The sequence below is a fragment of the Streptosporangium sp. NPDC049248 genome, from assembly GCF_040678965.1.
In the GTDB taxonomy this organism is placed as follows: Bacteria; Actinomycetota; Actinomycetes; order Streptosporangiales; family Streptosporangiaceae; genus Streptosporangium; species Streptosporangium fukuiense.
In genome coordinates, this window is the sequence record NZ_JBFAQY010000010.1 from 100,761 (window position 1) to 124,780 (window position 24,020).

Annotated in this window: 26 protein-coding genes; 4 read left to right on the plus strand and 22 right to left on the minus strand. The window is 69.6% G+C overall.

Features of this window, described 5'->3' with window-relative positions; all coding sequences use genetic code 11:
- Positions 1-8: 8 nt before the first annotated feature.
- Positions 9-1,280, minus strand: coding sequence for an ATP-binding protein (locus AB0K21_RS20070; protein WP_364151817.1), 1,272 nt, complete (start codon positions 1,278-1,280; stop codon positions 9-11).
- A gap of 370 nt (positions 1,281-1,650) precedes the next feature.
- On the minus strand, positions 1,651-2,775 hold the full coding sequence (gene rlmN, locus AB0K21_RS20075) for a 23S rRNA (adenine(2503)-C(2))-methyltransferase RlmN (RefSeq protein WP_343971762.1): 1,125 nt from the start codon (positions 2,773-2,775) through the stop codon (positions 1,651-1,653).
- Positions 2,776-2,847: 72 nt separating this feature from the next.
- Here rlmN and AB0K21_RS20080 point away from each other — a divergent pair, with 72 nt between their 5' ends.
- Positions 2,848-3,930: a suppressor of fused domain protein gene (locus tag AB0K21_RS20080; RefSeq protein ID WP_364151820.1), complete on the plus strand. Its 1,083-nt coding sequence runs from the start codon at positions 2,848-2,850 to the stop codon at positions 3,928-3,930.
- A 7-nt stretch (positions 3,931-3,937) separates the two neighbouring features.
- On the opposite strand, the gene AB0K21_RS20085 is transcribed toward AB0K21_RS20080, so the two are convergent.
- The 6 genes from AB0K21_RS20085 to AB0K21_RS20110 all read right to left on the minus strand — a co-directional run bounded on the left by AB0K21_RS20085 (position 3,938) and on the right by AB0K21_RS20110 (position 9,167).
- Positions 3,938-4,780, minus strand: coding sequence for a phosphatidate cytidylyltransferase (locus tag AB0K21_RS20085; protein WP_364151823.1), 843 nt, complete (start codon positions 4,778-4,780; stop codon positions 3,938-3,940).
- 56 nt (positions 4,781-4,836) lie between these two features.
- Positions 4,837-5,394, minus strand: coding sequence for a ribosome recycling factor (gene frr, locus AB0K21_RS20090; RefSeq protein ID WP_343971771.1), 558 nt, complete (start codon positions 5,392-5,394; stop codon positions 4,837-4,839).
- Between the two features lie 276 nt (positions 5,395-5,670).
- Entirely contained in the window at positions 5,671-6,366 is a 696-nt protein-coding gene (gene pyrH / locus AB0K21_RS20095) for a UMP kinase (protein ID WP_245651402.1), read from the minus strand.
- Positions 6,367-6,488: 122 nt separating this feature from the next.
- Positions 6,489-7,322: a translation elongation factor Ts gene (tsf, locus tag AB0K21_RS20100; RefSeq protein WP_343971777.1), complete on the minus strand. Its 834-nt coding sequence runs from the start codon at positions 7,320-7,322 to the stop codon at positions 6,489-6,491.
- A gap of 108 nt (positions 7,323-7,430) precedes the next feature.
- Positions 7,431-8,330 carry a 30S ribosomal protein S2 gene (rpsB, locus tag AB0K21_RS20105; RefSeq protein ID WP_343971780.1) on the minus strand — a complete coding sequence of 300 codons (900 nt, stop codon included), beginning with the start codon at positions 8,328-8,330 and terminating at the stop codon, positions 7,431-7,433.
- Between the two features lie 228 nt (positions 8,331-8,558).
- The gene (locus AB0K21_RS20110; protein WP_343971783.1) at positions 8,559-9,167 is read right to left on the minus strand and encodes a helix-turn-helix domain-containing protein; all 609 of its coding nucleotides are present in this window, start codon (positions 9,165-9,167) and stop codon (positions 8,559-8,561) included.
- A gap of 68 nt (positions 9,168-9,235) precedes the next feature.
- Here AB0K21_RS20110 and AB0K21_RS20115 point away from each other — a divergent pair, with 68 nt between their 5' ends.
- Positions 9,236-10,507, plus strand: coding sequence for an MFS transporter (locus tag AB0K21_RS20115; RefSeq protein ID WP_343971785.1), 1,272 nt, complete (start codon positions 9,236-9,238; stop codon positions 10,505-10,507).
- A 22-nt stretch (positions 10,508-10,529) separates the two neighbouring features.
- On the opposite strand, the gene AB0K21_RS20120 is transcribed toward AB0K21_RS20115, so the two are convergent.
- Positions 10,530-11,891: a CoA transferase gene (locus AB0K21_RS20120; protein ID WP_343971787.1), complete on the minus strand. Its 1,362-nt coding sequence runs from the start codon at positions 11,889-11,891 to the stop codon at positions 10,530-10,532.
- 86 nt (positions 11,892-11,977) lie between these two features.
- On the opposite strand from AB0K21_RS20120, the gene AB0K21_RS20125 reads away from it, so the two are divergent.
- Entirely contained in the window at positions 11,978-12,586 is a 609-nt protein-coding gene (locus AB0K21_RS20125) for a M23 family metallopeptidase (RefSeq protein ID WP_343971788.1), read from the plus strand.
- A 77-nt stretch (positions 12,587-12,663) separates the two neighbouring features.
- Here AB0K21_RS20125 and dprA read toward each other — a convergent pair whose 3' ends face one another.
- The 12 genes from dprA to rpsP all read right to left on the minus strand — a co-directional run bounded on the left by dprA (position 12,664) and on the right by rpsP (position 21,615).
- On the minus strand, positions 12,664-13,977 hold the full coding sequence (dprA, locus tag AB0K21_RS20130) for a DNA-processing protein DprA (protein WP_364151831.1): 1,314 nt from the start codon (positions 13,975-13,977) through the stop codon (positions 12,664-12,666).
- Complete coding sequence (locus AB0K21_RS20135; RefSeq protein WP_343971790.1) at positions 13,974-15,590, minus strand: YifB family Mg chelatase-like AAA ATPase; 1,617 nt, start codon at positions 15,588-15,590, stop codon at positions 13,974-13,976. The genes dprA and AB0K21_RS20135 overlap by 4 nt, the downstream gene beginning before the upstream one ends.
- Before the next feature lie 62 nt (positions 15,591-15,652).
- A complete protein-coding gene (locus AB0K21_RS20140) occupies positions 15,653-16,006 on the minus strand; it encodes a YraN family protein (RefSeq protein ID WP_364151834.1) in 354 nt (117 codons plus the stop codon).
- Positions 16,007-16,154: 148 nt separating this feature from the next.
- Positions 16,155-16,478 carry a DUF2469 domain-containing protein gene (locus tag AB0K21_RS20145; protein ID WP_030511723.1) on the minus strand — a complete coding sequence of 108 codons (324 nt, stop codon included), beginning with the start codon at positions 16,476-16,478 and terminating at the stop codon, positions 16,155-16,157.
- A 39-nt stretch (positions 16,479-16,517) separates the two neighbouring features.
- Positions 16,518-17,204 carry a ribonuclease HII gene (locus AB0K21_RS20150; protein ID WP_343971904.1) on the minus strand — a complete coding sequence of 229 codons (687 nt, stop codon included), beginning with the start codon at positions 17,202-17,204 and terminating at the stop codon, positions 16,518-16,520.
- A gap of 64 nt (positions 17,205-17,268) precedes the next feature.
- Positions 17,269-17,862 carry a signal peptidase I gene (gene lepB, locus AB0K21_RS20155; protein WP_343971907.1) on the minus strand — a complete coding sequence of 198 codons (594 nt, stop codon included), beginning with the start codon at positions 17,860-17,862 and terminating at the stop codon, positions 17,269-17,271.
- 9 nt (positions 17,863-17,871) lie between these two features.
- Positions 17,872-18,738 carry a signal peptidase I gene (gene lepB / locus AB0K21_RS20160; RefSeq protein ID WP_343971910.1) on the minus strand — a complete coding sequence of 289 codons (867 nt, stop codon included), beginning with the start codon at positions 18,736-18,738 and terminating at the stop codon, positions 17,872-17,874.
- A gap of 155 nt (positions 18,739-18,893) precedes the next feature.
- Positions 18,894-19,247 (minus strand): 50S ribosomal protein L19, encoded by a 354-nt coding sequence (gene rplS / locus AB0K21_RS20165; protein ID WP_343971913.1) that lies wholly within the window; start codon positions 19,245-19,247, stop codon positions 18,894-18,896.
- Between the two features lie 254 nt (positions 19,248-19,501).
- Complete coding sequence (gene trmD / locus AB0K21_RS20170; RefSeq protein WP_343971916.1) at positions 19,502-20,293, minus strand: tRNA (guanosine(37)-N1)-methyltransferase TrmD; 792 nt, start codon at positions 20,291-20,293, stop codon at positions 19,502-19,504.
- Position 20,294: 1 nt separating this feature from the next.
- Positions 20,295-20,810 carry a ribosome maturation factor RimM gene (rimM, locus tag AB0K21_RS20175; protein WP_343971919.1) on the minus strand — a complete coding sequence of 172 codons (516 nt, stop codon included), beginning with the start codon at positions 20,808-20,810 and terminating at the stop codon, positions 20,295-20,297.
- A 93-nt stretch (positions 20,811-20,903) separates the two neighbouring features.
- Positions 20,904-21,146, minus strand: a complete 243-nt coding sequence (locus AB0K21_RS20180; RefSeq protein ID WP_030906210.1) for an RNA-binding protein — start codon at positions 21,144-21,146, stop codon at positions 20,904-20,906.
- A gap of 1 nt (position 21,147) precedes the next feature.
- Complete coding sequence (gene rpsP / locus AB0K21_RS20185) at positions 21,148-21,615, minus strand: 30S ribosomal protein S16 (RefSeq protein WP_343971923.1); 468 nt, start codon at positions 21,613-21,615, stop codon at positions 21,148-21,150.
- A gap of 258 nt (positions 21,616-21,873) precedes the next feature.
- Here rpsP and AB0K21_RS20190 point away from each other — a divergent pair, with 258 nt between their 5' ends.
- Positions 21,874-22,401, plus strand: a complete 528-nt coding sequence (locus AB0K21_RS20190) for a hypothetical protein (RefSeq protein ID WP_364151842.1) — start codon at positions 21,874-21,876, stop codon at positions 22,399-22,401.
- Here the strand turns inward: AB0K21_RS20190 and ffh are convergent.
- Positions 22,379-23,938, minus strand: coding sequence for a signal recognition particle protein (ffh, locus tag AB0K21_RS20195; protein ID WP_343971929.1), 1,560 nt, complete (start codon positions 23,936-23,938; stop codon positions 22,379-22,381). The two genes, AB0K21_RS20190 and ffh, sit on opposite strands and share 23 nt — an antisense overlap.
- Between the last annotated feature and the right edge of the window lie 82 nt (positions 23,939-24,020).

Below are 24,020 nucleotides of genomic sequence, written 5' to 3' on the forward strand. Positions count from 1 at the left end.
GACCCGGCTCACGAAGCGCCGACCTCCCAGAGAGTGCTCACCGGCATGGCACGCATCCGCTCACCGAACGGAAGCGTCTGCGTCCCGGTATAGAGAACAACCCCCACCGCGAAATCATCACCAAGCCGGTTCGCGAGGTGGCGCAATCCCTTGAAGTCATCCGGCCGCACGGTAGAGGATGCCTTCACCTCTATGCCGACCACGAGTCCCTGCCTGTTCTCCAGGACGGCGTCCACCTCCACCTTGTCCTTGGTCCGGTAGTGGAACAACTCCACGCGCTCTTCGGACCAGGTGAGCTGGCGAGCCAACTCCATAAGAACAAAGCCCTCCAGAAGCGGGCCGAACGCGCCTTCGGGACGGACCAGGCTCCGTGAGTCGGCTCCCAGAAGGTTGGCCGCGATCCCCGAGTCGACGAAGGCCATCTTGGGCGTCCCGATCGCACGGCTGCCGAGGTTGCGCGACCAGGCGGGGATCCGCTTGATCAGGAAGACCTCTTCCAGCAGCCCCAGGTAGCGATGGACCGTGCTCGCGGACAGCCCGATCCCGTTGCTCAGGGAACCGGGGACCAGCAGCTGGCCCGACCTAGCGGCCAGCAGCCGGATCAGAGCCCGCATCTCCGCTGTTCGCTCGATCTCCGCCAACTGACTCACGTCTCGCGCAATGAGGTCCGCGACGTACGAGTCGAGGAACCGCTCCCGTCTGCGGACGTTGGATCGTGACACCGCCTCGGGAAATCCACCTCGGACAACCCGCTCCGCGTACTCGGCGCGGCTGGTCTCCGACGTGTGGTGCAGGTCATCGCGCTCGGCGAAGAGCGCGTCCACGAACCCATCGGCCGTGCCGTCGATCTCGCCTTGCGAGAAAGGCCACAGCTCGATGGTCTCCATCCGGCCGGGCAGGGCGTCAGGAAGCGCCCGGAGCCCGAGCACCCGGGCTGATCCGGTCAGCAGATAGCGGCCCGGTCTCGGGTCGGCGTCCACCTGTTCCTTGATGGCGAGCAACAGCTCGGGGACCCGCTGGATCTCGTCGATGACCATCAGCTCGGGGAACGCGACGAAACCGGCGGGGTCGGTGATCGCGGCCTGGCGGGCGGCAGGGGTGTCGAGATTGCGCCACTCTCCCGCGCGCCCCTTGGCGAGAAGCCGGACCAGAGTGCTCTTACCGCACTGGCGCGCCCCAGTGACGAGGGTGACGCGGGTGTCGGCCAGAGCCTCTTCAACGGCTCTTTCCGCATGCCGTGGAAGGACCCTGCCAAGAGGAGTCCGTGAGCCGCTGACCATCGGATAAGCATGGCACAGCCAAAGCCTGCTGACAGGATAGCCGCTAGTTTGCTGACAGGTTAGTCGCTGGGTCGCTGACAGATCGGTCGCCATCTATGTGGCAGGGCGGTCGCTATTTTCCTGACCGCTGGCCGGCTCGGGCGTGGACATGCCGGGCGGGGTGGGGATCCATTCGGATCAGGCCGGGCCGCACGGCGATGCGCTGACCGGATCGACATGGCCGGCACCACGTCCGGACGAGCCGCGCCGCGCCGCGCCGCGCCGAACGACGATGTGGCGGGGAGCGCGGACGGGAGAGGAGCGCCGCCCGGCGGGAGTACGCCGGGCGGCGGTCGGCGCCTCGGGGGCGCAGCCGTAAGAGAAAGGGAGGTTACTCGGCGGCGGCGAGCTGGCCGCAGGCGCCGTCGATCTCGCGGCCGCGGGTGTCGCGGACCGTCACCGGCACACCGTGGAACTCCAGGCGCCGGACGAAGGCCCGCTCGTCCTGGGGCCGGGAGGCGGTCCACTTGGAACCCGGGGTCGGGTTGAGCGGGATCAGGTTGACGTGCACGAGCTTGTTCTTGATCAGTTTGCCGAGCAGGTCGGCCCGCCACTCCTGGTCGTTGATGTCCTTGATCAGCGCGTACTCGATGGAGACCCGGCGCTTGGTCCTGGCCGCGTAGTCCCAGGCCGCGTCGAGGACCTCGGCGACCTTCCACCGGGTGTTGATCGGCACCAGGGTGTCGCGGAGCTCGTCGTCGGGGGCGTGCAGCGAGAGCGCCAGCGTCACCGGCAGCCCCTCCCCGGCGAGCTTGCCGATCGCCGGGACCAGACCGACCGTGGAGACGGTGATCCCCCGGGCGGAGATGCCCAGGCCGTCGGGCGCGGGCTCGACCATGCGGCGGACGGCGCCGACCACGGCCTTGTAGTTGGCCAGCGGCTCGCCCATGCCCATGAAGACCACGTTGCTGACCCGCCCGGGACCGCCGGGAACCTCACCGGCGGCCAGCGCCCGCGCTCCGGCCACAACCTGCTCGACGATCTCGGCGGTGGTCATGTTGCGGGTCAGACCCGCCTGGCCGGTGGCGCAGAACGGGCAGTTCATGCCGCAGCCCGCCTGCGAGGACACGCACATGGTCGTACGGTCGGTGTAGCGCATCAGCACCGACTCGACCAGCGCGCCGTCGAAGAGCCGCCACAGCGTCTTACGGGTGGTGCCGGCGTCGGTGGTCATCTCCCGGACGGAGGTCAGCAGGCTGGGGAAGAACGCGGCGGCGAACTTCTCCCTGGCGGCGGCCGGAAGATCCGTCATCAGCGCGGGGTCGCCGTTGAGCTTCTCGAAGTAGTGCCGGGAGAGCTGGTCGGCACGGAACGGCTTCTCGCCCAGCTCGGTGACCGCCGCCCGGCGCTCGGCCATGGTCAGATCGGCCAGGTGGCGGGCGGGCTTGGCCCGGCGCGGCGCCACGAAGGTGAGCTGGCCGGGTACGGGGGTCCCGGACGGACTGGCAGTCGACACGTCCAATGCCTTCTCTCGACGGTTACGCGAATACTCGAAGCGGTGCCCGACCGTAATCTAGAGTCCGGAGGTATGGCGACAAACCGCCCCACGGGAGAGCGGGGAGACGGCGTCGAGGTCGTGCTCACCGACGTCAATCCCTACCGGAGCCGCACCCTGGTGGTCGAACGCGACGAGACTTCCTCGGTAGCTTACCTGTGCGGTTCGCAGGGGGAGGTGCACGGAGCCGTCTGGCTGGCCAATCACGGCCCCGCTCCCGAAGGGCTCGACCGGGACCGGCTGGACTCCGCACTCCCGCCGACCGCCCCTCGGGCGAACACCCGGCACCCTGACGGCAGAGGCCCCCTGGGCGCGCTGCGGGCGCTGTGGTTCGAGGAGGGCGACGGCGTCGCCCTGTACGAGAACGAGGAGTTGCTCGCGGTCATTCCCGGCTGGGCGGACATGAACCGGGGAATGCCCGGCTACTGCCGCGACGCGCTGGGCGAGTCCCCGCTCGCCTGGTCGCTGGAGGAGGCCCACGACGGCCTGGCCTCCCGGATCGCCAAGGCCCGCGCCTACTGGGAGTGGCGGGGCGGCGACGGCGCCTGGGCGTCGTTCCAGCAGTTCGTGATGGGCCATCTGGACCGCAGGGCCGGCACCGCGGGCCGGTTCTGGGACGCCGGAGGCGAGCGGATGCCCACGGTGGGCATCACCGAGCGACCGCCGGAGCGGGACCGGGAGTACACGATCCTGTCCACCGTCGGGATGAGCTGCCAGCGGATGCCCACCGTCGAGCAGTACATCGACCGGCCCGACGCCTACGCCCGGGTCGAACTCGCCGTCGCCACCCCCGGCGACGCCCGTGACGCGGCCCGGCTCTTCCTGTGGCTGGCACAGTACCCCTGGCACTCGGTCACCTGGCTGGGTCACGGCCACACCGCCAGGTGGTACCACCGGCCGGAGACCTTCCCGCTCGGCTCCGCCTACGGCGGGGTCATGATGCTGACCGGACTACCGGGGCTGCCCGACCTGTCGGGCTTCTCCTTCGGCGGGGACTCCGTCCAGTGGCTCTGGCTCATCCCGATAACGCCGGACGAGCTGAACCTGGTCTCGGCCGAGGGGTACCGGGCGGTGCTTCCGCGCCTGTCGGCGACCCGGCTCACCGGGACCGGATGAAGCCCCCTCACAGCAGCAGGGTGAACAGCACCCAGACCGGAATCAGCGCCACGACGAGGGAGTCGAGGCGGTCCATCATGCCGCCGTGGCCGGGAAGCACGCTGCTCATGTCCTTGACGCCGAGGTCACGCTTGATCACCGACTCGACCAGGTCACCGAGGGTGGCGAAGACCACCACGACCGCGCCGAGGAGGACACCCTTCCAGATGTCGTCCTTCAGCAGCCACGCCACCAGCCAGCCGCCCACGGCCATGCAGGCCAGTGCCGAGCCGGCGAAGCCCTCCCAGGTCTTCTTCGGACTGATCGTCGGGGACATCTTGTGCCTGCCAAGGGATATCCCGGCGAAATATCCACCGATGTCGCTCGCGACCGTGGTGGCGATGAAGACGAGCACCAGGTCCGCGCCCTTGGTCGGGTGGGCGAGAAGCAGCGCCGCGAACCCCGCGAGCAGGGAGGGATAGACGACGACCAGGACGGTCGCGGTGATGTCGCGGACGTAGTTCTCGGTGCCCAGGAACATCCGCCAGATCATCAACACCAGCACGGTCATCGCGAAGACGCCGACCAGAGCGGCGGGCCCGCCCCAGTAGGCGCCGGTCAGCATGGCGGCCATGCCGACCAGAACCGGGATCAGCGGGATCCTGATGTCCCTTTCCTCGAACGACCTGACCAGCTCCGTCACTCCGACGCCCACCGCCGCGATCACCACGACGAGGAAGAGCACCTTTACGAAGTAGAGTGAGGCTATGGTGACCGCCGCCAAGGCGAGACCTACCGCCACCGCAGCGGGGAGATTCCGGCCGGTACGGCTACTGCCCGCCACGGGTTCCACAGGGGGTCCTACTTTCATACATACACAAAATCCTTGTCCCGCACGGAGCGCCCGCGCGGGACAAGGATCATGGATCAAACCTCAAGCAGCTCGGATTCCTTGTGCTTGAGCAGCTCGTCAATCTTGGCGACATGCTTCTGGGTGAGGTCGTCAAGTTCCTTCTCCGCCCGGCGCACCTCATCCTCACCGGCCTCGCCATCCTTGACCAGCTTGTCCAGGATCTCCTTGGCATTACGACGAATGTTACGGATGGAGACCTTGGAGTGCTCCGCCTTGTTCCTGGCGACCTTGATGTACTCCTTGCGGCGCTCCTCCGACAGCTCGGGGAAGGCCACCCGGATCACCGCTCCGTCGTTACCAGGGTTCACACCGAGGTCCGAGTTGCGGATCGCCTTCTCGATCGCGGCCATCGAGCTCTTGTCAAAAGGCTGGATAATGACCATGCGCGCCTCGGGCACGTGGAACGAGGCAAGCTGCTGAATGGGAGTGGGCGTCCCGTAGTACTCAGCGCTGATCTTGTTGAACATCGACGGGGTGACCCGACCGGTGCGGATGCCTGCGAAGTCTTCCTTCGCCACCGACACGGCCTTGTCCATCTTTTCCTCGGCTTCGAGGAGAGTATCGTCGATCACAGCGGCTCCCTGTCTTCTCGGTCACTCACCATCCTCGCTCACTTCGCGGGGCGCTCCTACCTCGCGCTCCACTCCGCTCGCTACGTCGGGCTCGCTCCCTGTCTCCTGGTCGCTCCCCACTCCTCACTCACTTCGCGGCACGCTCCTACCTCACGCACCACTCCGCTCGCTACGTCGGGCTCGCTCCCTGTCTCCTGGTCGCTCCCCACTCCTCACTCACTTCGCGGCACGCTCCTACCTCGCGCTCCACTCCGCTCGCTACGTCGGGGGTGCTCCCTAACGTGCCGGACTTACCAGCGTGCCGATCTTCTCACCGCGCACGGCCCGCAGGATGTTGCCCTCACCCATGAGGTCGAAGACCACGATGGGAAGATTGTTGTCCATGCACAGGCTGATGGCGGTGGCGTCCATGACCCCCAGGCCGCGGGTCAGCACCTCACCATATTCGAGATGGTCGAACCGGACGGCATCGGGGTTCTTACGAGGGTCTGCATCGTAGACGCCGTCCACCTGGGTGCCCTTGAGCAGAGCCTCGGCACCGATCTCCAGCGCTCGCTGCGCGGCGCAGGTGTCGGTGGAGAAGAACGGCGAACCGAGCCCCGCACCGAAGATGACCACTCGGCCCTTCTCCAGGTGACGGATGGCGCGGCGGGGCAGGAACGGCTCGGCGACCTGCTGCATGGTGATGGCGGTCTGGACGCGGGTGTCGACACCCCGCTTCTCCAGGAAGTCCTGAAGGGCCAGGCAGTTGATGACCGTACCGAGCATGCCCATGTAGTCGGCCCTCGCCCGGTCCATGCCGCGCTCGGAGAGGGCGGCGCCCCGGAACATGTTGCCGCCGCCCACGACCACCGAGACCTGGACACCACCTCGGACGGCCTCGGTGATCGAGTCCGCGAGGTGACCCACGACCGCCGGGTCGATGCCCAGCGGCTCGCCGCCGGCGAACGCCTCACCGGACAGCTTCAACATCACCCGCTTCCAGCGAAGCGGATCCGAGTACGAAGAAACCGCCGACGTGGCGGGTCCTGGATTCTCCTGCACGGCGGCGGCCTCCTCGTTTGGTGCTCTGCGCAAAGAGCGGATGTCTGGAATTAGGCCTGGCCAACCTTGAAGCGGACGAAGGCCTGGACCTTGACACCATTCTCGTCCGCGAACTTCGCGACGGACTTCTTGTTGTCCTTGACGAAGGACTGCTCAAGAAGGGTGAAGTCCTTGTACCAGCCGTTGATGCGGCCGTCGACGATCTTGCCGATGGCCGCCTCGGGCTTGCCCTCCTCGCGGGTCATCTCCTCGAAGAGCGCGCGCTCCTTCTCGATGACGTCGGCCGGCACCTCGGCGGGGCTGAGGTACTTCGGGGCCATCGCGGCGGCGTGCTGCGCGATGTCCTTGGCGACACCGGCGTTCGGGGTGTCGAGCTGCACGAGCACGCCGACCGCCGGGGGAAGCTGGGGGTCGGTCTTGTGCATGTAGGAGCCGATGAAACCGCCCTCGAGCACGGCGAACCGGCGGATCTCGATCTTCTCACCGAGCGCGGCGTTGGCCTCGTCGAGGTGCGTCTTGACGCTCTTGCCGTCGAGCTCGGACTCGAGCAGCGAGGGCACGTCGGTCGGCCTGGAAGCCAGGACGTGCTTGACGACCTGGGCCGCGAGCTCCTGGAAACGCTCGCCCTTGGCGACGAAGTCGGTCTCGCAGTTGAGCTCCAGCAGCGCGGCGGCGGAGTCGCCGTCCTGCTCCAGGGCGACCAGGCCGTTGGAGGCGGTGCGAGCCTCACGCTTGCCGACGTCCTTGGCGCCCTTGAGACGGAGGAGCTCGACCGCGCGGTCGAAGTCGCCCTCGGACTCCTCAAGAGCCTTCTTGCAGTCCATCATGCCGGCGGCGGTCAGCTCACGAAGCCGCTTGACGTCGGCCATGTTCACGGAAGCCATTGTCTTTTCCTCGTGGGAATCGTCGTGGATCGGGTGGGTGCCCCCGACTGAGCGGCACCCACCCGGAAGGGTCTTGCGGGTCGTACGGCCAGGCCGTACGGAGATGACCTAGGCCTGCTTCTCGGCGGTCTCGGTGGTCTCGGCCTCGGCGGCGGGAGCCTCCGCGGTCTCGGTCTCGGCAGCGGCCTCCACGACCTCGGCCTCGGCGGCCGGGGCGCTCTCGGCACTACCGGCCAGCAGCTCCTGCTCCCACTCGGCCAGCGGCTCGGCGCCACCGGCGACGGCCGGCTTGTCGTCGCCACGGCCCGCACCGGCGCGAGCCATCAGGCCGGCGGCGACGGCGTCGGCGACGACGCGGGTCAGCAGGCCGACGGCGCGGATGGCGTCGTCGTTACCCGGGATCGGGTAGTCGACCTCGTCGGGGTCGCAGTTGGTGTCGAGGATGGCCACGACCGGGATGTGAAGCTTGCGAGCCTCGCTGATCCCGATGTGCTCCTTCTTGGTGTCGACGACCCACACCGCGCTGGGAATCCGGGACATGTCCCGGATGCCGCCGAGGGTGCGCTCAAGCTTCTCCTTCTCGCGACGGCGCATGAGGAGCTCCTTCTTCGTGAGCCCCGAGGCGGCCACGTTGTCGAAGTCGAGCTCCTCCAGCTCCTTCAGGCGCTGGAGCCTCTTGTGCACGGTGGAGAAGTTGGTGAGCATGCCACCCAGCCAACGCTGGTTGACGTACGGCATGCCGACGCGGGCGGCCTGCTCGGCGATGGCCTCCTGGGCCTGCTTCTTCGTGCCGATGAACATGATCGTGCCGCCGTGCGCGACGGTCTCCTTGACGAAGTCGTAGGCCCTGTCGATGAAGGCCAGCGACTTCTGAAGGTCGATGATGTAGATGCCGTTGCGCTCGGTGAAGATGAAGCGCTTCATCTTCGGGTTCCAGCGACGGGTCTGGTGGCCGAAGTGCACGCCGCTTTCCAGCAGCTGTCGCATGGTGACGACGGGGGTGGACATTGATAGTCCTCCAGATCGGGGCGCCCATCTCTGGGCGCTGTTCTCGGTTGGCCGCGACAACCTGCGGCTGTCGCCCTGATGCCCCGAACCGGATCCAGCCGGGCTCTCACCCGGACCGAGGGATCTCGGCTCTTGACGGGGCATGCGAAGTCGGCCCATGACGAATGGGCCACCAAAAATTGTACCCGTAACCGGGCCTCTCCCTGACCTTCGGTCGTCAAGCGCCCCTTACGCGTCACTGGGAAGGCCGTGCGGCCGGCGTCGGGCCCGGGGAAAGAGATTGATCTGCGCCTCGGCGATCCGGGCTCCGGGCGGAGCGTCCGCCCGGTCCCTGACGGTGGTCTTGTAGGGGGCGAGCAGCTCGTCGATCCGCTCGTTCAGCCGCTTCAGCTCATCGGCGTCGACCAGCAGGACGGCGCGGTTGAACAGCGCGGCCTCGCGCCACTCCAGGGACTCCCGCTCCATGTTCTCCATGGCCCGGGTCACCTCGTCCGCGGCCTGGTCCCGCAGGGCTTTGATCAGGAACTCCTTGGCGCTGCGTACGTCCGGGCCGTCGTCCGGATCGGGAGCGACGCTCAGGCCCACGGAACTGGAGCGCCACAGCCGCTCCCTGCCGTCGCCGCGCGCGGGCGCGTCCTCGACGAAGCCGTACTTGGCGAGCATGCGCAGGTGATAGCTGGCCGCGCTCGGTGTGACCCCGATGACCTCGGCGACCTCGGTCGCCGTGCAGGGCCCCTCGGCCTGGAGCCGGTTCAGGATCGCGAGCCGCGCGGGGTGGGCCAGCGCGCGCATCGCCGTGGGATCGGTGAGGGACCTGTGCTTCCGTGCCTCGGTCATGTGCAGACCGTACCCAGTCCAAATCTGAAGTATTGCCTTCATAGTTATGAAGGGTTAGCTTCATAACTATGAAGCATTCCCTTCAGGCTTCCTCCGACGCCGCCCCCCAACCGGTCCCGCTCAGGAGACAGCGCGACTACCGACTGCTGCTCTCCGCCCGTGCCGTCACCGAGACCGGCGCCGAGGTCTCCCGGCTGGCGGTGCCGCTCACCGCCGCCGTCCTGCTCGGTGCCTCCCCCACCCAGATGGGCCTGCTCACCGCCGCCACCTCGCTGCCCTACCTGCTGGTCGGGCTCCAGGCGGGTGCCCTCGCCGACCGGCTGAGGCGGCACCGGCCGGTCATGGTCGCCTGCGACCTGGTAGCGGCCGTCGCCATGACCACCATCCCGGTGGCCTGGATCACCGGGACGCTGACCGTGCCCTGGCTGATCGCGATGGCATTCGTGGTCGGCACCTGCTCAGTGATCTTCAGGGCGGTCAACTTCCCGCACCTGGCCACCGTGGTCCACGAAAGCCAGCGAACCGAGGCGCTCGCGGGCTTCCAGTCGGCCTTCGCCGTGGCGAGCGTCAGCGGCCCCGGCCTCGCCGGAGTGCTCGTCCAGCTGATCACCGCGCCGTTCGCGATCCTGGTCGACGCCCTGTCCTTCCTGCTCTCGGCGCTCCTGATCCGGAGGGTCGCCGCGCCGGAGACCCACACCCCCGCTCCCCCCCGCGGCATGTGGACCGAGATCCGCGAGGGCCTGGGCACCGTGCTCCGGCACCCGGTGCTCCGCGCGCTCTGCGGCAGCGGAACGACGATCAACTTCTTCGGCGGCGTCTACATGGCACTGTTCGTGATCTACGCGCTCAACGTGCTCGACCTGCCCGGGGGCCTGGTCGGCGCGATCACCGCCTGCTTCGGCATCGGCGGTCTGCTCGGCGCCGCCGTGGTACCACGCCTGACCAGACGATTCGGTGAGAACCGGGTGCTGGTCTGCGCCACCCTGCTCTTTCCCGTCGACTACGCGGTCGCGGCGCTCGCCGGCGGCCCGGCGTGGCGCAGCCTCCTGCTCATGTCCACCACCGCGGTGACCTCCGGCATGGCCATCGTGGCCTTCTCCGTCTGCATGGGCGCCATCACCCTGCGCGAGACCCCCACCGAACTGCGCGGCCGGGTCAACGCCACGATGTCCTTCACGACCCAGGGCGTACTCACCCTCGGCAGCCTGGCCGGTGGCCTGCTCGGCGAGTTGCTGGGGCTCCGCCCGGTGCTGTGGATCTCCGCGGCCGGGGTGCTGACCACGCTCGTGTGGATCGGCCTCTCCCCCCTCCGCCACTCCTCCAGCGCTTCGACACGGTGACCGGATGCCCCACGCGGCCGCCTCACCACCAGGCGGGCGGGTGCTCGCCGTTCTCCGGAGGCGGGCTCGCCCAGTACGGCGAGACGCCGCCGACGGTGCCGGGGGGCCGGAGATAGGTCAGGCGGCCGAAGGCGCTGTCCGTCTCCTCGATCAGATCGGCGACCTCCGGCTCCGGGGTGGCCGCGCCGTCGACCCGGCCGAGGCCGTCCAGCCATCGCGCGGTCCCCGCCAGGGAGAGCTCGACCCTCCAGGAGCCTCCCTCGGCGGAACGGCGGAGCAGGGCGGCCATCGCCCCGAAAGCGGCCAGGTAGCCGGTGGCGTGGTCGAGGACCTGGGCGGGAAGCGGGTGTGGCCGTGACCCGTCGCCCCCCTCGTGCGCGATGCCGCAGGCCATCTGCACCAGGCTGTCGAACCCGCGCCGGAGCGCCCACGGCCCGTGCCCCCCGTACGCCGAGACGTCCACGCAGACGATCCCCGGCCTGATCGCCGCCAGTTCCCCGGGGCCGAACCCCAGCGATCGGAGGGCCCCCGGCCGGTAGGACTGCACGAACACGTCCGCCCCGGCCACCAGATCGCGCAGCGCGGCACTCCCGGCCGCCGTCCTCAGGTCGAGGTGACAGGACCGCTTGCCGAACGCGGTGCCGATCACCAGCCCCGGCACCTCGGGAAGGTGCCCGGCGCCCACCCTGAGCACCTGGGCACCGTGGGCCGCCAGCGTGCGTGTCGCCACCGGTCCCGCGATCACCCTGGTCAGGTCGAGCACCCGCACCCCGTCCAGCGGCCGCCTTCCTCCCCTCCTCGGGGCCCGCACACCGCCGGGGTCGCCGAGCCGGGTGTCACCGAGCCGCGTCAGGCCGACGAGCGGCGCCGCGGCGACCCCCCGGGCCTGGGGGTGCTCGCGCCATTCGGCACGGCTGCGCATGGCCGCGGCGCATCCCCCCGCGGCCGTCACCGACTCCTCGACCTCGACGGCGGCACGGCCGGCGCAGGCGCGCACGACGGCGTCCCTGCCCGCGTCCGGGGGAAGTCCCAGCGCCGCGAGAGCCGCGTCACGGTGGTGGTCGAAGTTGCAGTGCAACCGGACCCAGCCATCGGCCGCGCGGTAGTCCCCCGAGAGAGGTGCCCACAGCTCCCCGGCGACTCCGTCGATCCTGAAGTGACGCTCGTCCCTGAAGGCCGCCGCCGCCTCCCGTACGTCCACCGCCACCTCACGCCCGCCTCCCCCGAGCGCCGCGGCCGCCGCGGTGGCGGCTCCGACGGCGACGGCGGCGGCGCCGCCCACCCGGAAGACGGAAGGCAGTACCGGATCATCCCCGGTCACCCGTACCGGTGGCAGCTCGATCCCCACCTCGGCCGCCAGCTCGCGAATACGTTCTTCGACCACGTGATCCCTCCACAGCCTCGGCCGCCTATCCACAGAATCCAGTTCGGCCCATATCCGCCACACCGCTGGTCCGCATGCTCGCAGGCATGAGACCCTTCCCCGCCATGGGGCTGCGAGCCGTGCTCTGCTCGCTGATCCTGGCCATTCCGGCAGCCGGAGCCCACCACGCGACCGCCCTCGCGTCCCCCGGCGGAGAAACCGGCGGAGCAACCGGCCGCGGGGCCGCACTCGGCACGGCCGGGTCGACGCGTCCGGTCTGGGGATGGCCGCTCGCCGGGCGGCCACGGGTGCTCAGGGAGTTCGCGCCACCGGCGCAGCCGTGGCTGGCCGGCCACAGGGGCACCGACCTCGCCGCGTCACCCGGAGCCGAGGTGCGCGCCGCGGGAGCCGGAACGGTCGGCTACGCGGGCCCGCTCGCAGACCGTGGAGTGGTGACCGTGCTCCACTCCGACGGCCTGCGGACGACCTACCTGCCCGTCCGGCCCTCGGTGGGACGCGGTCGGGCGGTGGCCACCGGCGAGGTGATCGGCGTCCTCCAGGACGTCCCCGGGCACTGCCCCACCGCCTGCCTGCACTGGGGTCTGCTCCGCGACCGCGCCTATCTCGACCCCCTGCTCCTTCTCGGTCACGGCCAGGTCCGCCTGCTCCCCCTGTGGCCCGGCCGGGATCTCGCCGGCCATCCCGCACAGCGGTGATCACCGATGGGCGGGCCGGATGCCAAGGCGGCCACCTCCGGGACCGGGCGGGTGTGCCCGCCCGGTCCCGGAGGTGGCTATCCGCCGAAAGGACGATCGGCGCGGAGACGCCAGCCCTGGGAGACGCGCTCGACGTAGCCCGCGGCGGCCAGGCCGCCGAGACAGGAGAGCACGGTCTCCAGGTCGACGCCCGCGGCGACGGCTATCGTCGCCGGCCCCATGCCGATCCGGGTGGACATGGCCTCGACGACCTTCCTGCTCTCCGGGTCGAGCCGGTCACGGGGGAGCACCGGCCCGCGCGCTTCGGGGGCCAGGTCGGTGCCCATCGTTCCGGCGAGCTCGATCACCTCCTCGGCACCGGTGACGCAGACGGCTTTGCCCTGGCGGATCAGCCGATGGCACCCTGCCGAGGCATCCGAGGTCACCGGGCCCGGCACCGCGGCCAGCTGCCGGTTGAGCACGACCGCGTGCCCGGCGGTGTTGAGCGCCCCGCTGCGCACGGCGGCCTCGACGACCACGGTGCTCCGTGACAGGGCCGCGATGAGACGGTTCCTGACCAGGAACCTCGGCCGGGTCGGGTGCGCGCCCATGGGACTTTCGCTGACCAGCACCCCCTGCGCCCGAACGGCCGCGAACAGCTGCTGGTGCGCGCTGGGATAGGCGACGTCGGCGCCACAGGCGAGCACGACGACGGTCGGTGCCTCGCAGGCGAGCGCACCGCGGTGGGCGGCGCCGTCGATGCCGTAGGCGCCGCCGGAGACGACCCCCCATCCCCTCTCGCCCAGTCCCGCCCCGAGCTCCGCCGCCACGTGCGTGCCGTATGGCGTGGCGGCCCGGGAACCCACGACGGCAACGGATCTGAGGCAGGAGAATCGCAGGTCGGCGTCGCCGTGCAGCCAGAGCGCATGGGGCCGGGAGTCTCCCAGGTCATCCAGCTGGCTCGGCCACTCGGCATCGCCGGGAATCACCAGCCTGGCGCCTATCCGCTCGCCCTCGGCCAGATCGCGCTCGGGGTCGGCCGTCCTCAGCCGGGCCGCCCAGGAGGCGACCATCCGGTCGAACCTGGCCGCGAGCCGTCCGTCCCACCCGGCCCTCCTGCCACCGCCCGCCCCTGAGACGCTGCCTGAGACGCCGTCGGGCACACCGGCCCCTCCCCCACCTCGGTCCGAGCCCCTGCCGTACCGACCGGAGTCCTCGTCGCAGGGACCGGGACCCCCAGCCGGGCGGCCGTGGGTGTCGGCGAACCATCGGGTGAGATCCGCGTCCGCGGCGCCCTCCCGGACCAGTGCGACGGCGGCCTGCGGGCCGCGCAGGGCGACGAGCGCGCCCATCGCGGTGTCACCCGGTTCGGCCAGGCGCATCAGGGTGAGACGCGCGAGCCTGTCGTTCAACGTTCCTCCCCCAGCCACAGCCCGAGGGCGGAGTTGGTCTCGTGCGGCTCCGGCCGGTCCTTGCCGGCGAGATCGGCCAGGGTCCAGGCCAGTTTGATGATCCGGTCAAGACCCCGGGCGCTCAACAGGCCGCTGTCGAGATACCGGAGCAGCGGTGACATCGCCGCGGGCGGCGGCCGGTACTCGGCGTGGAGGGCGCGAGCGGGCATCTCCGCGTTGCAGCGCCACGGCGTGTTCGCGAACCGCTTGGCGGCGCGCTCACGGGCGAGCAGCACCCGCTCCGCCACCACCCTGCTGGGCTCGATGAAGCGGCGGTCGGCGAGGAGTTCGCGCCGGGTCGACCTGGCCAGGCTGACCTTGACGTCCACCCGGTCGAGCAGCGGGCCGGAGAGCCTGGCGAGATAGCGGCGGCGGGCGGCGGGAGCGCACCCGCACGGATCCTTGGGGGTGGAGGGCCGCGCGCACGGGCACCTGTTGGCCGCCAGCACCAGCGCGAACCTGGCGGGGAAGGTCACCGCCCCCAGCGCCCTGGAGACCGTCACCCGGCCCGATTCGAGCGGCTGCCTGAGCGCGTCGAGAACGGTCGTCGAGAACTCGGGGGCCTCGTCGAGAAAGAGCACTCCCCGGTGGGCCAGCGAGACCGCACCGGGACGGATCATCCCGCTGCCCCCGCCGATGACGGACGCGACGGTCGCGGTGTGGTGTGGCGCCACGAACGGCGGGCGGACCAGCAGGGGGCGATCCCTGGGCAGCACTCCGGCGACCGAGTGTATGGCGGTCACCTCCAGGGCCTGATCCCACTCCAGGGCCGGCAGCAGGGTCGGCAACCGCTCGGCGAGCATGGTCTTGCCGGTGCCGGGAGGACCGAGCATCCAGAGGTTGTGGCCACCGGCGGCGCAGACCTCCAGCGCGCGGCGGGCGACGGGTTGCCCGGCGACGTCTCCCAGGTCGGGACCGTCCTCGGCGCCACCGGCGGCGCCGTCTCCCAGGTCTCCCAGGTCGTGCCCGGGGACGGTCTCGCCGGGACATCCCGACGGGAGCGGGCGCGCGGCCCGGTGACCGGGATCTCCGGCACCGTCCAGGACGCCTCCCGGCGACTCGCCGCTCCGCAGCCCGCTCACCAGCGCCCCCAGGGTGGTCGCGGGGATCACGGTCACGCCCGGCACCAGGCCCGCCTCGGCGGCGTTGCGCGCGGGGACGACGACGGTGCGGGCACCCGCGGCGACGGCCGCCAGCACCGCGGGGAGAACACCCCTCACCGGCCGCACCGAGCCGTCGAGACCCAGTTCACCCAGGAAGAACGGCTCGGCGACCCTGGCCGCGGGCACGAATCCGGCCGCCGCGAGCAGGGCCATCGCGATCGCCAGGTCGAAGAGGCTGCCCCGCTTGGGCAGGCTGGCGGGAAACAGGCTGACGGTGATCCGGGCGTCGGGCCACGCGTACCGGCTGTTGACCAGGGCGGAGCGGACCCGGTCGCGGGCTTCGCTCAGCGCGGTGTCCAGCATGCCGATCAGGTGCAGACCCGCGACACCGCTGCCGATGTCGGCCTCGATCTCGACGAGACGGCCGGTCACCCCGACCAGGGCGACGCAGCGCGTGCGTGCGACGGCCACTCACCTCACCTCCCACCGGGCGGGACGTGGGGAACGAACGATCCAGGACAGGCCAGGGGACATCAGCACACCCCCCGCTCGTGGCGGATGGCGAAATCCCCGGCGAACCGCTCAAGGGCCACGACGTCGACGCGGATCGCATCGAACGTCTCCCGGTGCTCGGCGACCCATCTGGCCACGAGCATGCGCAGACGCGCGATCTTCGCATCGGTGACCGCCTCGAAGGCGGTGCCGTGACGGCGACCGGAGCGGGTCTTCACCTCCACCGCGACGAGCGTGCGCCCCTCCCGGGCGACGACGTCGATCTCCCCGTCCGGGCATCGCCAGTTGCGATCCAGAATCTGCAGGTCGTGTGCGAGCAGATAGTCGACGGCGACCTGTTCGCCGTACCTGCCGAGCTCGTCCTTCGCGGCCATGGAACCACCTCCGGTTCCCGACCTTCGCTCAGCTCACCGCGCCCCCGACGAGCCGAACGGGATTCTGTGGACAACCGGCCGAACACGAGGCGCGCCTGTGGACAGCGTTCTCCCCGGTTCGGCAATGGTCAAAAGGCCGTAAATCCTCTCAGGAGGAGAAGCCCTCCTTCGGCATCTCCAGGTCGGGTTTGGCGAGTTCCTCGACGTTCACGTCCTTGAAGGTCACCACTCGGACGTTCTTGACGAACCTCGCGGGCCGGTACATGTCCCAGACCCAGGCGTCCTGCATCTTCACGTCGAAGAACACGTCGCCGTTCTCGGCGGTCCGCACGTCGAGATCGACGGAGTTGGTGAGATAGAAGCGCCGCTCAGTCTCCACGACGTATGTGAACAGGCCGACAACGTCGCGATACTCACGGTAAAGCTGCAGCTCCATCTCGGTTTCGTACTTCTCGAGATCCTCTGCGCTCATACCGGTCCTCCTGTTAAACGCACACCCCGGCCCGCCCGATCAGACGGCACCGGCCCCCAGTTCATTCTCACCCATCACCTCGCCCGCTCCTGACCGTGCCACCGTCGAGAACGAGAAGCGGTGGTCCGGACACGGACCGTAGGTGCTGAGAGCCCTGCGATGATCGACAGTGCCATACCCCTTGTGCGCGGCGAATCCGTACCGGGGATGACGTTCGTGTAACGCGACCATCATCTCGTCCCGCGTCACCTTGGCCACGATCGAGGCCGCGGCGATGCAGGCCGCGACCTGATCTCCCTTCCACACCCCCAATGACGGCACGGGCAGCCCGGGAACGGGAAACCCGTCGGTGAGAACGTAGCCGGGCTGACGGGAGAGTCGCGCCACGGCCCTGCGCATCCCATCGATGTTGGATCTGTGCAGACCGCGGGCGTCGATCTCACCCGGCGGGATCACCATCACGCTCACCGCCTCCGCGGTCGCCGCGATCCGCTCGTACAGCGCCTCGCGCCGGGAGGCCGTCAGCTGCTTGGAGTCACCCAGGCCGTCGATCCGGCCGCCCAGCATCACGGCGGCGACCACCAGAGGCCCGGCACAGGCGCCCCGGCCCGCCTCGTCGACCCCCGCCACGGGACCGAGCCCGCGGCGGTCAAGGGCCCGCTCGTAGCCGTACAGCCCTAGATCGCGCCGGACCACGCTGGGCCTGGGGCGAAACGCAACCGTCATGACACCTCGGGTGACACAGCGACCATGACCAGAGAGTACGCCCCCTCCGGTGCATTCGGTACCGCTATCTCACCTTGAGAAAGCTTTCCGGCCTCGAAAGGATCGTGGCCCGGGAGAACGGCCAGTAGATCGCCACCGCACGGCCGACGACGTCGTCCTCGGGGATCGTGCCCTCCTCCTTCTGCTCCTCGTGGGCGCGCGAGTCGGCGGAGGCGGTGCGGTGGTCGCCCATGACCCACAGTCTCCCGGCGGGGACCACCTTCTCGAACGCGTCCCCCGAGGGGAGGTCGTCGGGGTGCAGGTAGGAGCCCTCTTCGAGCGGCACTCCGTTGACCGTGATCCGCTTCTGGGCGTCACAGCACTTCACCGTGTCACCGCCGACCGCGATGACCCGCTTGATGGTGTCCTCGTCGTTCCAGCCCTTGAAGACCACGATGTCGCCACGCTCGGCGTCGCCGTGCAGCTTGTTGACGACCACCCGGTCACCCACCTGAAGGGTGTTCTCCATCGACTCCGACGGGATCCAGAACGACTGGAAGACGAAGGCCTGCAACAGCAGCGCCACCGCCACCCCGCACACCAGCAGGAACAGCGACTCGCGCAGGTTGCCGCCCTTGCCGGACTTCTTGTTCTTGTCAGCCTCGGGTTCCGCGGTCATGAGGTTCGGCTACCGCCTCGAAAGCCGGCGACGGCGCCACAGCACCAGCGGCACCGCGCCCGCGAAGCCCGCGAGGAACGGGGTCGCGCCTCCCACAGCCGCGGCGGCCTTGAGAGCCGGCTGACCGAAGGTGTCGGGAATGGGAATGGTCGTGGCCCTGGAGAACGGCCACACGATCACGAAGGCCCGGCCGATCACCTTGTCCACCGAGATCGTCCCGCCGCCGGGATCGCCCAGGTGGGAGCGAGAGTCGAGGGAGACCATCCGGTGGTCGCCCATCACCCACAGGCGGCCCTCGGGGACCTTGGCCTCGAAGAACTTCTGGGACGGCACGTCACCCGGATAGAGGTAGTCCTCGTCGAGGGGGACCCCGTTGACCGTCACCCGGCCCTGGGCGTCGCAGCACTTCACCGTGTCGCCACCGACGCCGATGACCCGCTTGATGTAGTCCTTCTCGCCGGGGACCACGCCGAAGGCGGTTCCGACCCAGTGGAAGAACCCCGCGACCGGGTTGGACGGCTCCTCGAGGTCGATCTCGGGATCCCAGGAGTCGACCCCGGAGAACACCACCACGTCGCCGCGTTCGATGTCCCGGACGCGGTAGACGAGCTTGTTGACCAGGACCCGGTCGTTCGTGAGGAGGGTGTTCTCCATCGACTCCGAAGGAATGTAGAACGCCTGGATCACGAAGGTCTTGATTATGAGAGCGAGCACCACCGCCACCACGATCAGAACAGGCAGCTCCTTCCAGAAGGAGCCCTTCTTCTTGTCCTTGTCGCTCTTGGCGTTCTTCTGGGTGTCTTCGGCGACCACGTCCACCTCGTCCTCGACAGGTCGACGCGAGACTGCGCCGTACTCCCGGTCTTCGCTAGTCATCGCTGACGAGCCTAGATGATGGGCGGCACCAAGTGGTCGAGTGACGGGGTACCGCATAGCCATGCGTATTGCCATAGGAGGTCAAACCTCCTTACATGCGACTGGCCCGCTCCCCGGAAAAGAGGGCGCGGGCCAGGGCGGCGACTGGCGCGCGCCTAGCGGGCCTCGCGCTTCTCGCGAATACGGGCGGCCTTGCCGCGCAGGTCGCGCATGTAGTAGAGCTTGGCCCGGCGGACGTCGCCACGGGTCACCAGGACGATCTTCTCGATGACCGGGCTGTGCACCGGGAAGGTACGCTCGACGCCGACGCTGTAGCTGACCTTGCGAACCGTGAAGGTCTCGCGGGCGCCGCCGCCCTGGCGGCGAAGGACGAAGCCCTTGAAGACCTGGACACGGGACCTGCTGCCCTCGATGACCCGGACGTGGACCTCAAGCGTGTCACCGGGCCGGAAGTCCGGGATGTCGGTGCGGAGCGCGGACTTCTCGAGCTCGCTGATCAGCGTGTGCATGGCAGTGGTACCTCGTTTTTGAACGCACCCGGAGGTCCATCCGGCCGCGACGGGGCGGCGTCGTGATGGACACGCGTGCTGAAGTGGACTGTGTCTCGGGAGCCGGGTCGCTCTTCCGGCAGTGCGCGCCGACCCATGGACGGTCGGCGGCAACGCTTCAGTCTGCCATATTTTCCCGACCGACCGGAAATCAGCCGGTCAGGGCGACCGTACCAGCCCTCATGGCGACTCTGCCGGTCAGGGGACGTAACCGGTCAGGGAGCCGGGTCGGCGGGTCCGGTCCCGGGCCGGTCGAGCTCGGACAGGAGCTGCCTGTCGTGCTTGTCCAGGCTCTGCGGGGCGAGCGCCGCCAGCAGTTCGGGCCGGTTCCTCGCGGTGCGGCGCAGTGCCTGGTCCCGCCGCCATCGGGCGATCCTTCCGTGATGCCCGGAGAGCAGGATCTCCGGCACCTCGTGCCCCCGCCACTCGGGCGGCTTGGTGTAGACGGGACCTTCGAGAAGGTTCTCCATCGCACCGGGCGCGAAGGAGTCGTCCACGGCCGAGTGGACGTTGCCGAGTACGCCCGGCAACAGCCGCCCGATGGCCTCGATCATCACCAGCACGGCCACCTCGCCTCCGGCGAGCACGTAGTCGCCGATGCTGACCTCGTCCACGCGCATGCGCGCGCCGTACTCGGCCATCACCCTGGAGTCGATGCCCTCGTAGCGGGCCGGGGTGAACAGCAGCCAGGGCTCGGCGGCGTACTCCATCGCCAGCTTCTGGGTGAAGGGCACACCACTGGGGGTCGGCACGATCATCCGCGGCGGGGCCGTGGGATCCGCGGCGAGGACCTCGTCGAGGGCCTCTCCCCAGGGTTCGGGCTTCATGACCATGCCGGGGCCGCCCCCGTAGGGGGTGTCGTCCACGGTGCGGTGCACGTCGTGGGCGTGGTCGCGGAGCTGGTGGAGACGGACGTCGAGGATGCCGCGCTCGCGGGCCTTGCCGATGAGGGAGACGTCCAGGGGGGCGAAGTACTCGGGGAAGATCGAGATGACGTCGACGCGCATGTCAGACGATCTCGTCCGGATCGAGCAGTCCCGCCGGAGCGTCCACGACGAGGATGCCCTTCTCAAGGTCGATCACCGGGACCAGCGCCTTGACGAACGGCACGTAGACCTCCGCCTTCCCGCGCCGTACGACGAGCAGGTCCTGGCCGTGATGGAGCACGTCGGAGACCTCGCCCACCCGCTCGCCGTCGGTCTTGACCACGGCGAGGCCGATGAGCTGATGATCGTAGAACTCGTCGGGATCGTCGGACGGCGGGATGTCCGCCGAGTCGATGACGAGCATGGTGCCGCGGAGCTCCTCGGCGTGGTCCCGGTCGCTCACGCCCTCGAACCTGACCAGCAGGATGCCCGAATGCCAGCGGCGGGACTCGACGACCAGCGGGCCTGCCGAGGCGGGGTCGGTGGCCAGGGCCGTGCCCGGGGCGAAGCGCCTGTCAGGCTCGTCGGTGCGTACTTCCACGGACACGTCTCCGCGGAGTCCGTGCGGGCGGCCGATCCGCCCTACGACGAGCTGCACGCCCGCCTCCTCACATAGTGGTGCCGGTGGAAAGCAGACGGGCCACCCGCGCTGGGCGGGTGGCCCGTTCGCTCGATTGGACGCGTCCGGCGGCTAGCGGGCCTCGTTCAGGTCGAGCAGATCGACCCGGACGTACTTGCCGTCGCCGAGGGCGTTCACGACCGTGCGAAGCGCCTTGGCCGTACGGCCACCGCGGCCGATGACCTTACCGAGGTCCTCGGGATGCACCCGGACCTCAAGCACACGCCCGCTGCGGATGCGGCGAGCGTGCACCTGGACGTCGTCGGGATATTCGACGATGCCCTTCACCAGGTGCTCGAGGGCCTCCTCAAGCACCTCAGGCCTCGCCTTCCGGCTTCTCCTCGGCGGCCGCGGTGGGCTCAGCCGGGGCCTCGACGGGGGCCTCTTCAGCCTTGGGAGCCGCCTTGCGGGTCGACTTCTTCGGCGTGGTGGCGGCTTCCAGAGACAGCGCCTCCTTGGCCGCGGCCTCGTAGACGGCGTGACGGTCGGCCTTGGGCTCGGCGACCAGGAGCGGAGCCGGAGCCGACTCGCCCTTGAACTTCTGCCAGTCGCCGGTGAGCTTGAGGAGCTTGAGAACGGGCTCGGTCGGCTGCGCGCCGACACCCAGCCAGTAGGCCGCCCGCTCGGAGTCGACCTCGATGCGCGAGGGGTTCTCCTTCGGGTGGTAGAGGCCGATCTCCTCGATCGCCCGGCCGTCACGCTTGGTGCGGCTGTCGGCGATGACGATGCGGTACTGCGGGTTGCGGATCATGCCGAGCCGCTTGAGCTTGATCTTGACTGCCACTGGTGTGGTCTCTCCTGCATTAGAGCGTGGGTGAGCGGTGTCTCATCGAGTGGGGCACGAGGAGAGGACCGATCGAGGGACAGGCATGGCACGCGGGAGTGAGAGGGCAACCACGTGTCACGATGTTCCAACATGTCATTGTGCCAGACGCGCGGGGGTGCCCGGCCAATCCACGGCCATCCCCTGCGGCGGCCGGAGGGCAAATCTCGGTAATCCACGTGTGTCCGGGCCCCCGGCGGGTCCGGCCTGCTGCGCTAAATGGCCGCCGTGGCAACCACCCTCAGATCTCTGCTGCTGACCGCGACCGGATCCATCACCGTGCTGGGAGCGGTGCTGACCATCAGGGCGGTCCCCGCCGGTCAGGCCGACGCGCCGCCGGCGTCCGCCCCGCCCCCCGCCGTGATCACGGGAGGAGGAACGTCCCTGCCTCCTCAGGCCCCGCTCCTGCCCGGGGCTCCGGCGCGGCCGGGAGCACCCGCCCCGCCGGAGACACTCGAACCCCCGGGGACCGCCTCACGGTTCGGAGCCCCCGTCCTGCCCGAGGCGCCGATCCTGCCGGGAGCCGCCCAGGCGCCGGAGATCCCCGCACCCCCGGGAGCACCCGCGCGGCCCGCCTACCCGCCGTACGATCCGTCGGCCGGGATGCCGTGGTGGGAGCGCTACTTCGGACGTACCCCGAGCAGTTCGAGCACGGCCACCAGGATGAACCCCGAGACGATGATCACCCAGATCCATCTGGCACGCGCGTGGAAGGGTCCATCGCTCATTTCTGACCGGGGAGTTTGAACTTCGAGGGGTCGAAGCCCGGCGGCAGCTCCAGGCCGGGAGGCAGCTGCTGCCGGGAACCGAGCTTGCCGAGGAGGCCGTTCCCCGCCGGGGTCGCGGGCTCGCCGGACTTGTCGGGGGCGGCCTTGCCGAGGGCCGCCTTACGCGGGTCACCGCTGACCCTGCGTCCCTTGGCCGCCTTCTTCTGCGCGGCCTTGGCCCCCTTGCGACCGCCGGGCATCCCGGGGATGCCCATGCCGCCGGCCATCCGCTTCATCATCTTCTGAGCGTCGAAGAAGCGGGTGACCAGGCCGCTCACCTCGGTCACCGTCACACCGGAGCCCTTCGCGATACGGGCACGGCGTGAGCCGTCGATCATCTTCGGATTGTGACGCTCGGCGGGGGTCATGGAGCGGATGATGGCGGCGATCCGGTCGAGGTCGCGGTCGTCCACCTGGTTCAGCTGATCACGCATCTGCCCCATACCGGGCATCATGCCGAGCAGGTTCTTGATGGGGCCCATCTTCTGGACCATCATCATCTGCTCGAGGAAGTCCTCCAGGGTGAAGCCCTCGCCCGAGGTGAGCTTGCTCGCCATCTTGGCGGCCTCGGCCTCGTCGAAGGTCTTCTGGGCCTGCTCGATCAGGGTGAGGATGTCACCCATGTCGAGGATGCGGGAGGCCATCCGGTCCGGGTGGAAGGCGTCGAAGTCCTCGAGCTTCTCACCGGTGGACGCGAACATGATCGGCCTGCCGGTGATGTGGCGGACCGACAGCGCGGCGCCGCCGCGGGCGTCACCGTCGAGCTTGGTCAGCACGACGCCGTCGAAACCGACGCCCTCCATGAACGCCTGGGCCGTGCCGACGGCGTCCTGGCCGATCATCGCGTCGACGACGAAGAGGACCTCGTCGGGCGAGACCGCGTCGCGGATGTCCGCCGCCTGCCTCATCAGCTCCTGGTCGATGCCCAGGCGGCCCGCGGTGTCGATGATGACGATGTCGTGCTGCTGCCGCTTGGCGTGGTCGATCGACTGGCGGGCCACCGCTACCGGGTCGCCGACGCCGTTTCCCGGCTCGGGCGCGTAGACCGCGACGCCCGCGCGCTCGGCCACGACCGAGAGCTGCTGTACCGCGTTGGGCCGCTGGAGGTCGGCGGCGACCAGCAGCGGCGTGTGGTTCTGCTCACGCAGCCAGCGGGCGAGCTTGCCGGCCAGGGTCGTCTTGCCCGCACCCTGCAGACCCGCGAGCATCACGACGGTCGGCGGGTTCTTGGCATAGCGGAGCCGCCGGGTCTCGCCGCCGAGGATCTCGATGAGCTCGTCATTGACGATCTTGACGACCTGCTGCGCCGGGTTCAGCGCCTGGGAGACCTCGGCGCCGCGGGCGCGCTCCTTGACCTGGGCGACGAACGCCTTGACCACGGGCAGCGCGACATCGGCCTCGAGGAGCGCGATGCGGATCTCGCGGCAGGTCGCGTCGATGTCGGCCTCGGAGAGCCGACCCTTGGATCGAAGGGAGGAGAAGACCGATGTCAGCCGGTCGGAAAGCGTCTCGAACACGTGATTGGCCAGCCTCTGCGCTACAGGTCTGCGACTCGACCTCCCAGCCTATCCGCTGGGAGGTGCGACTGACGCCCTCCCG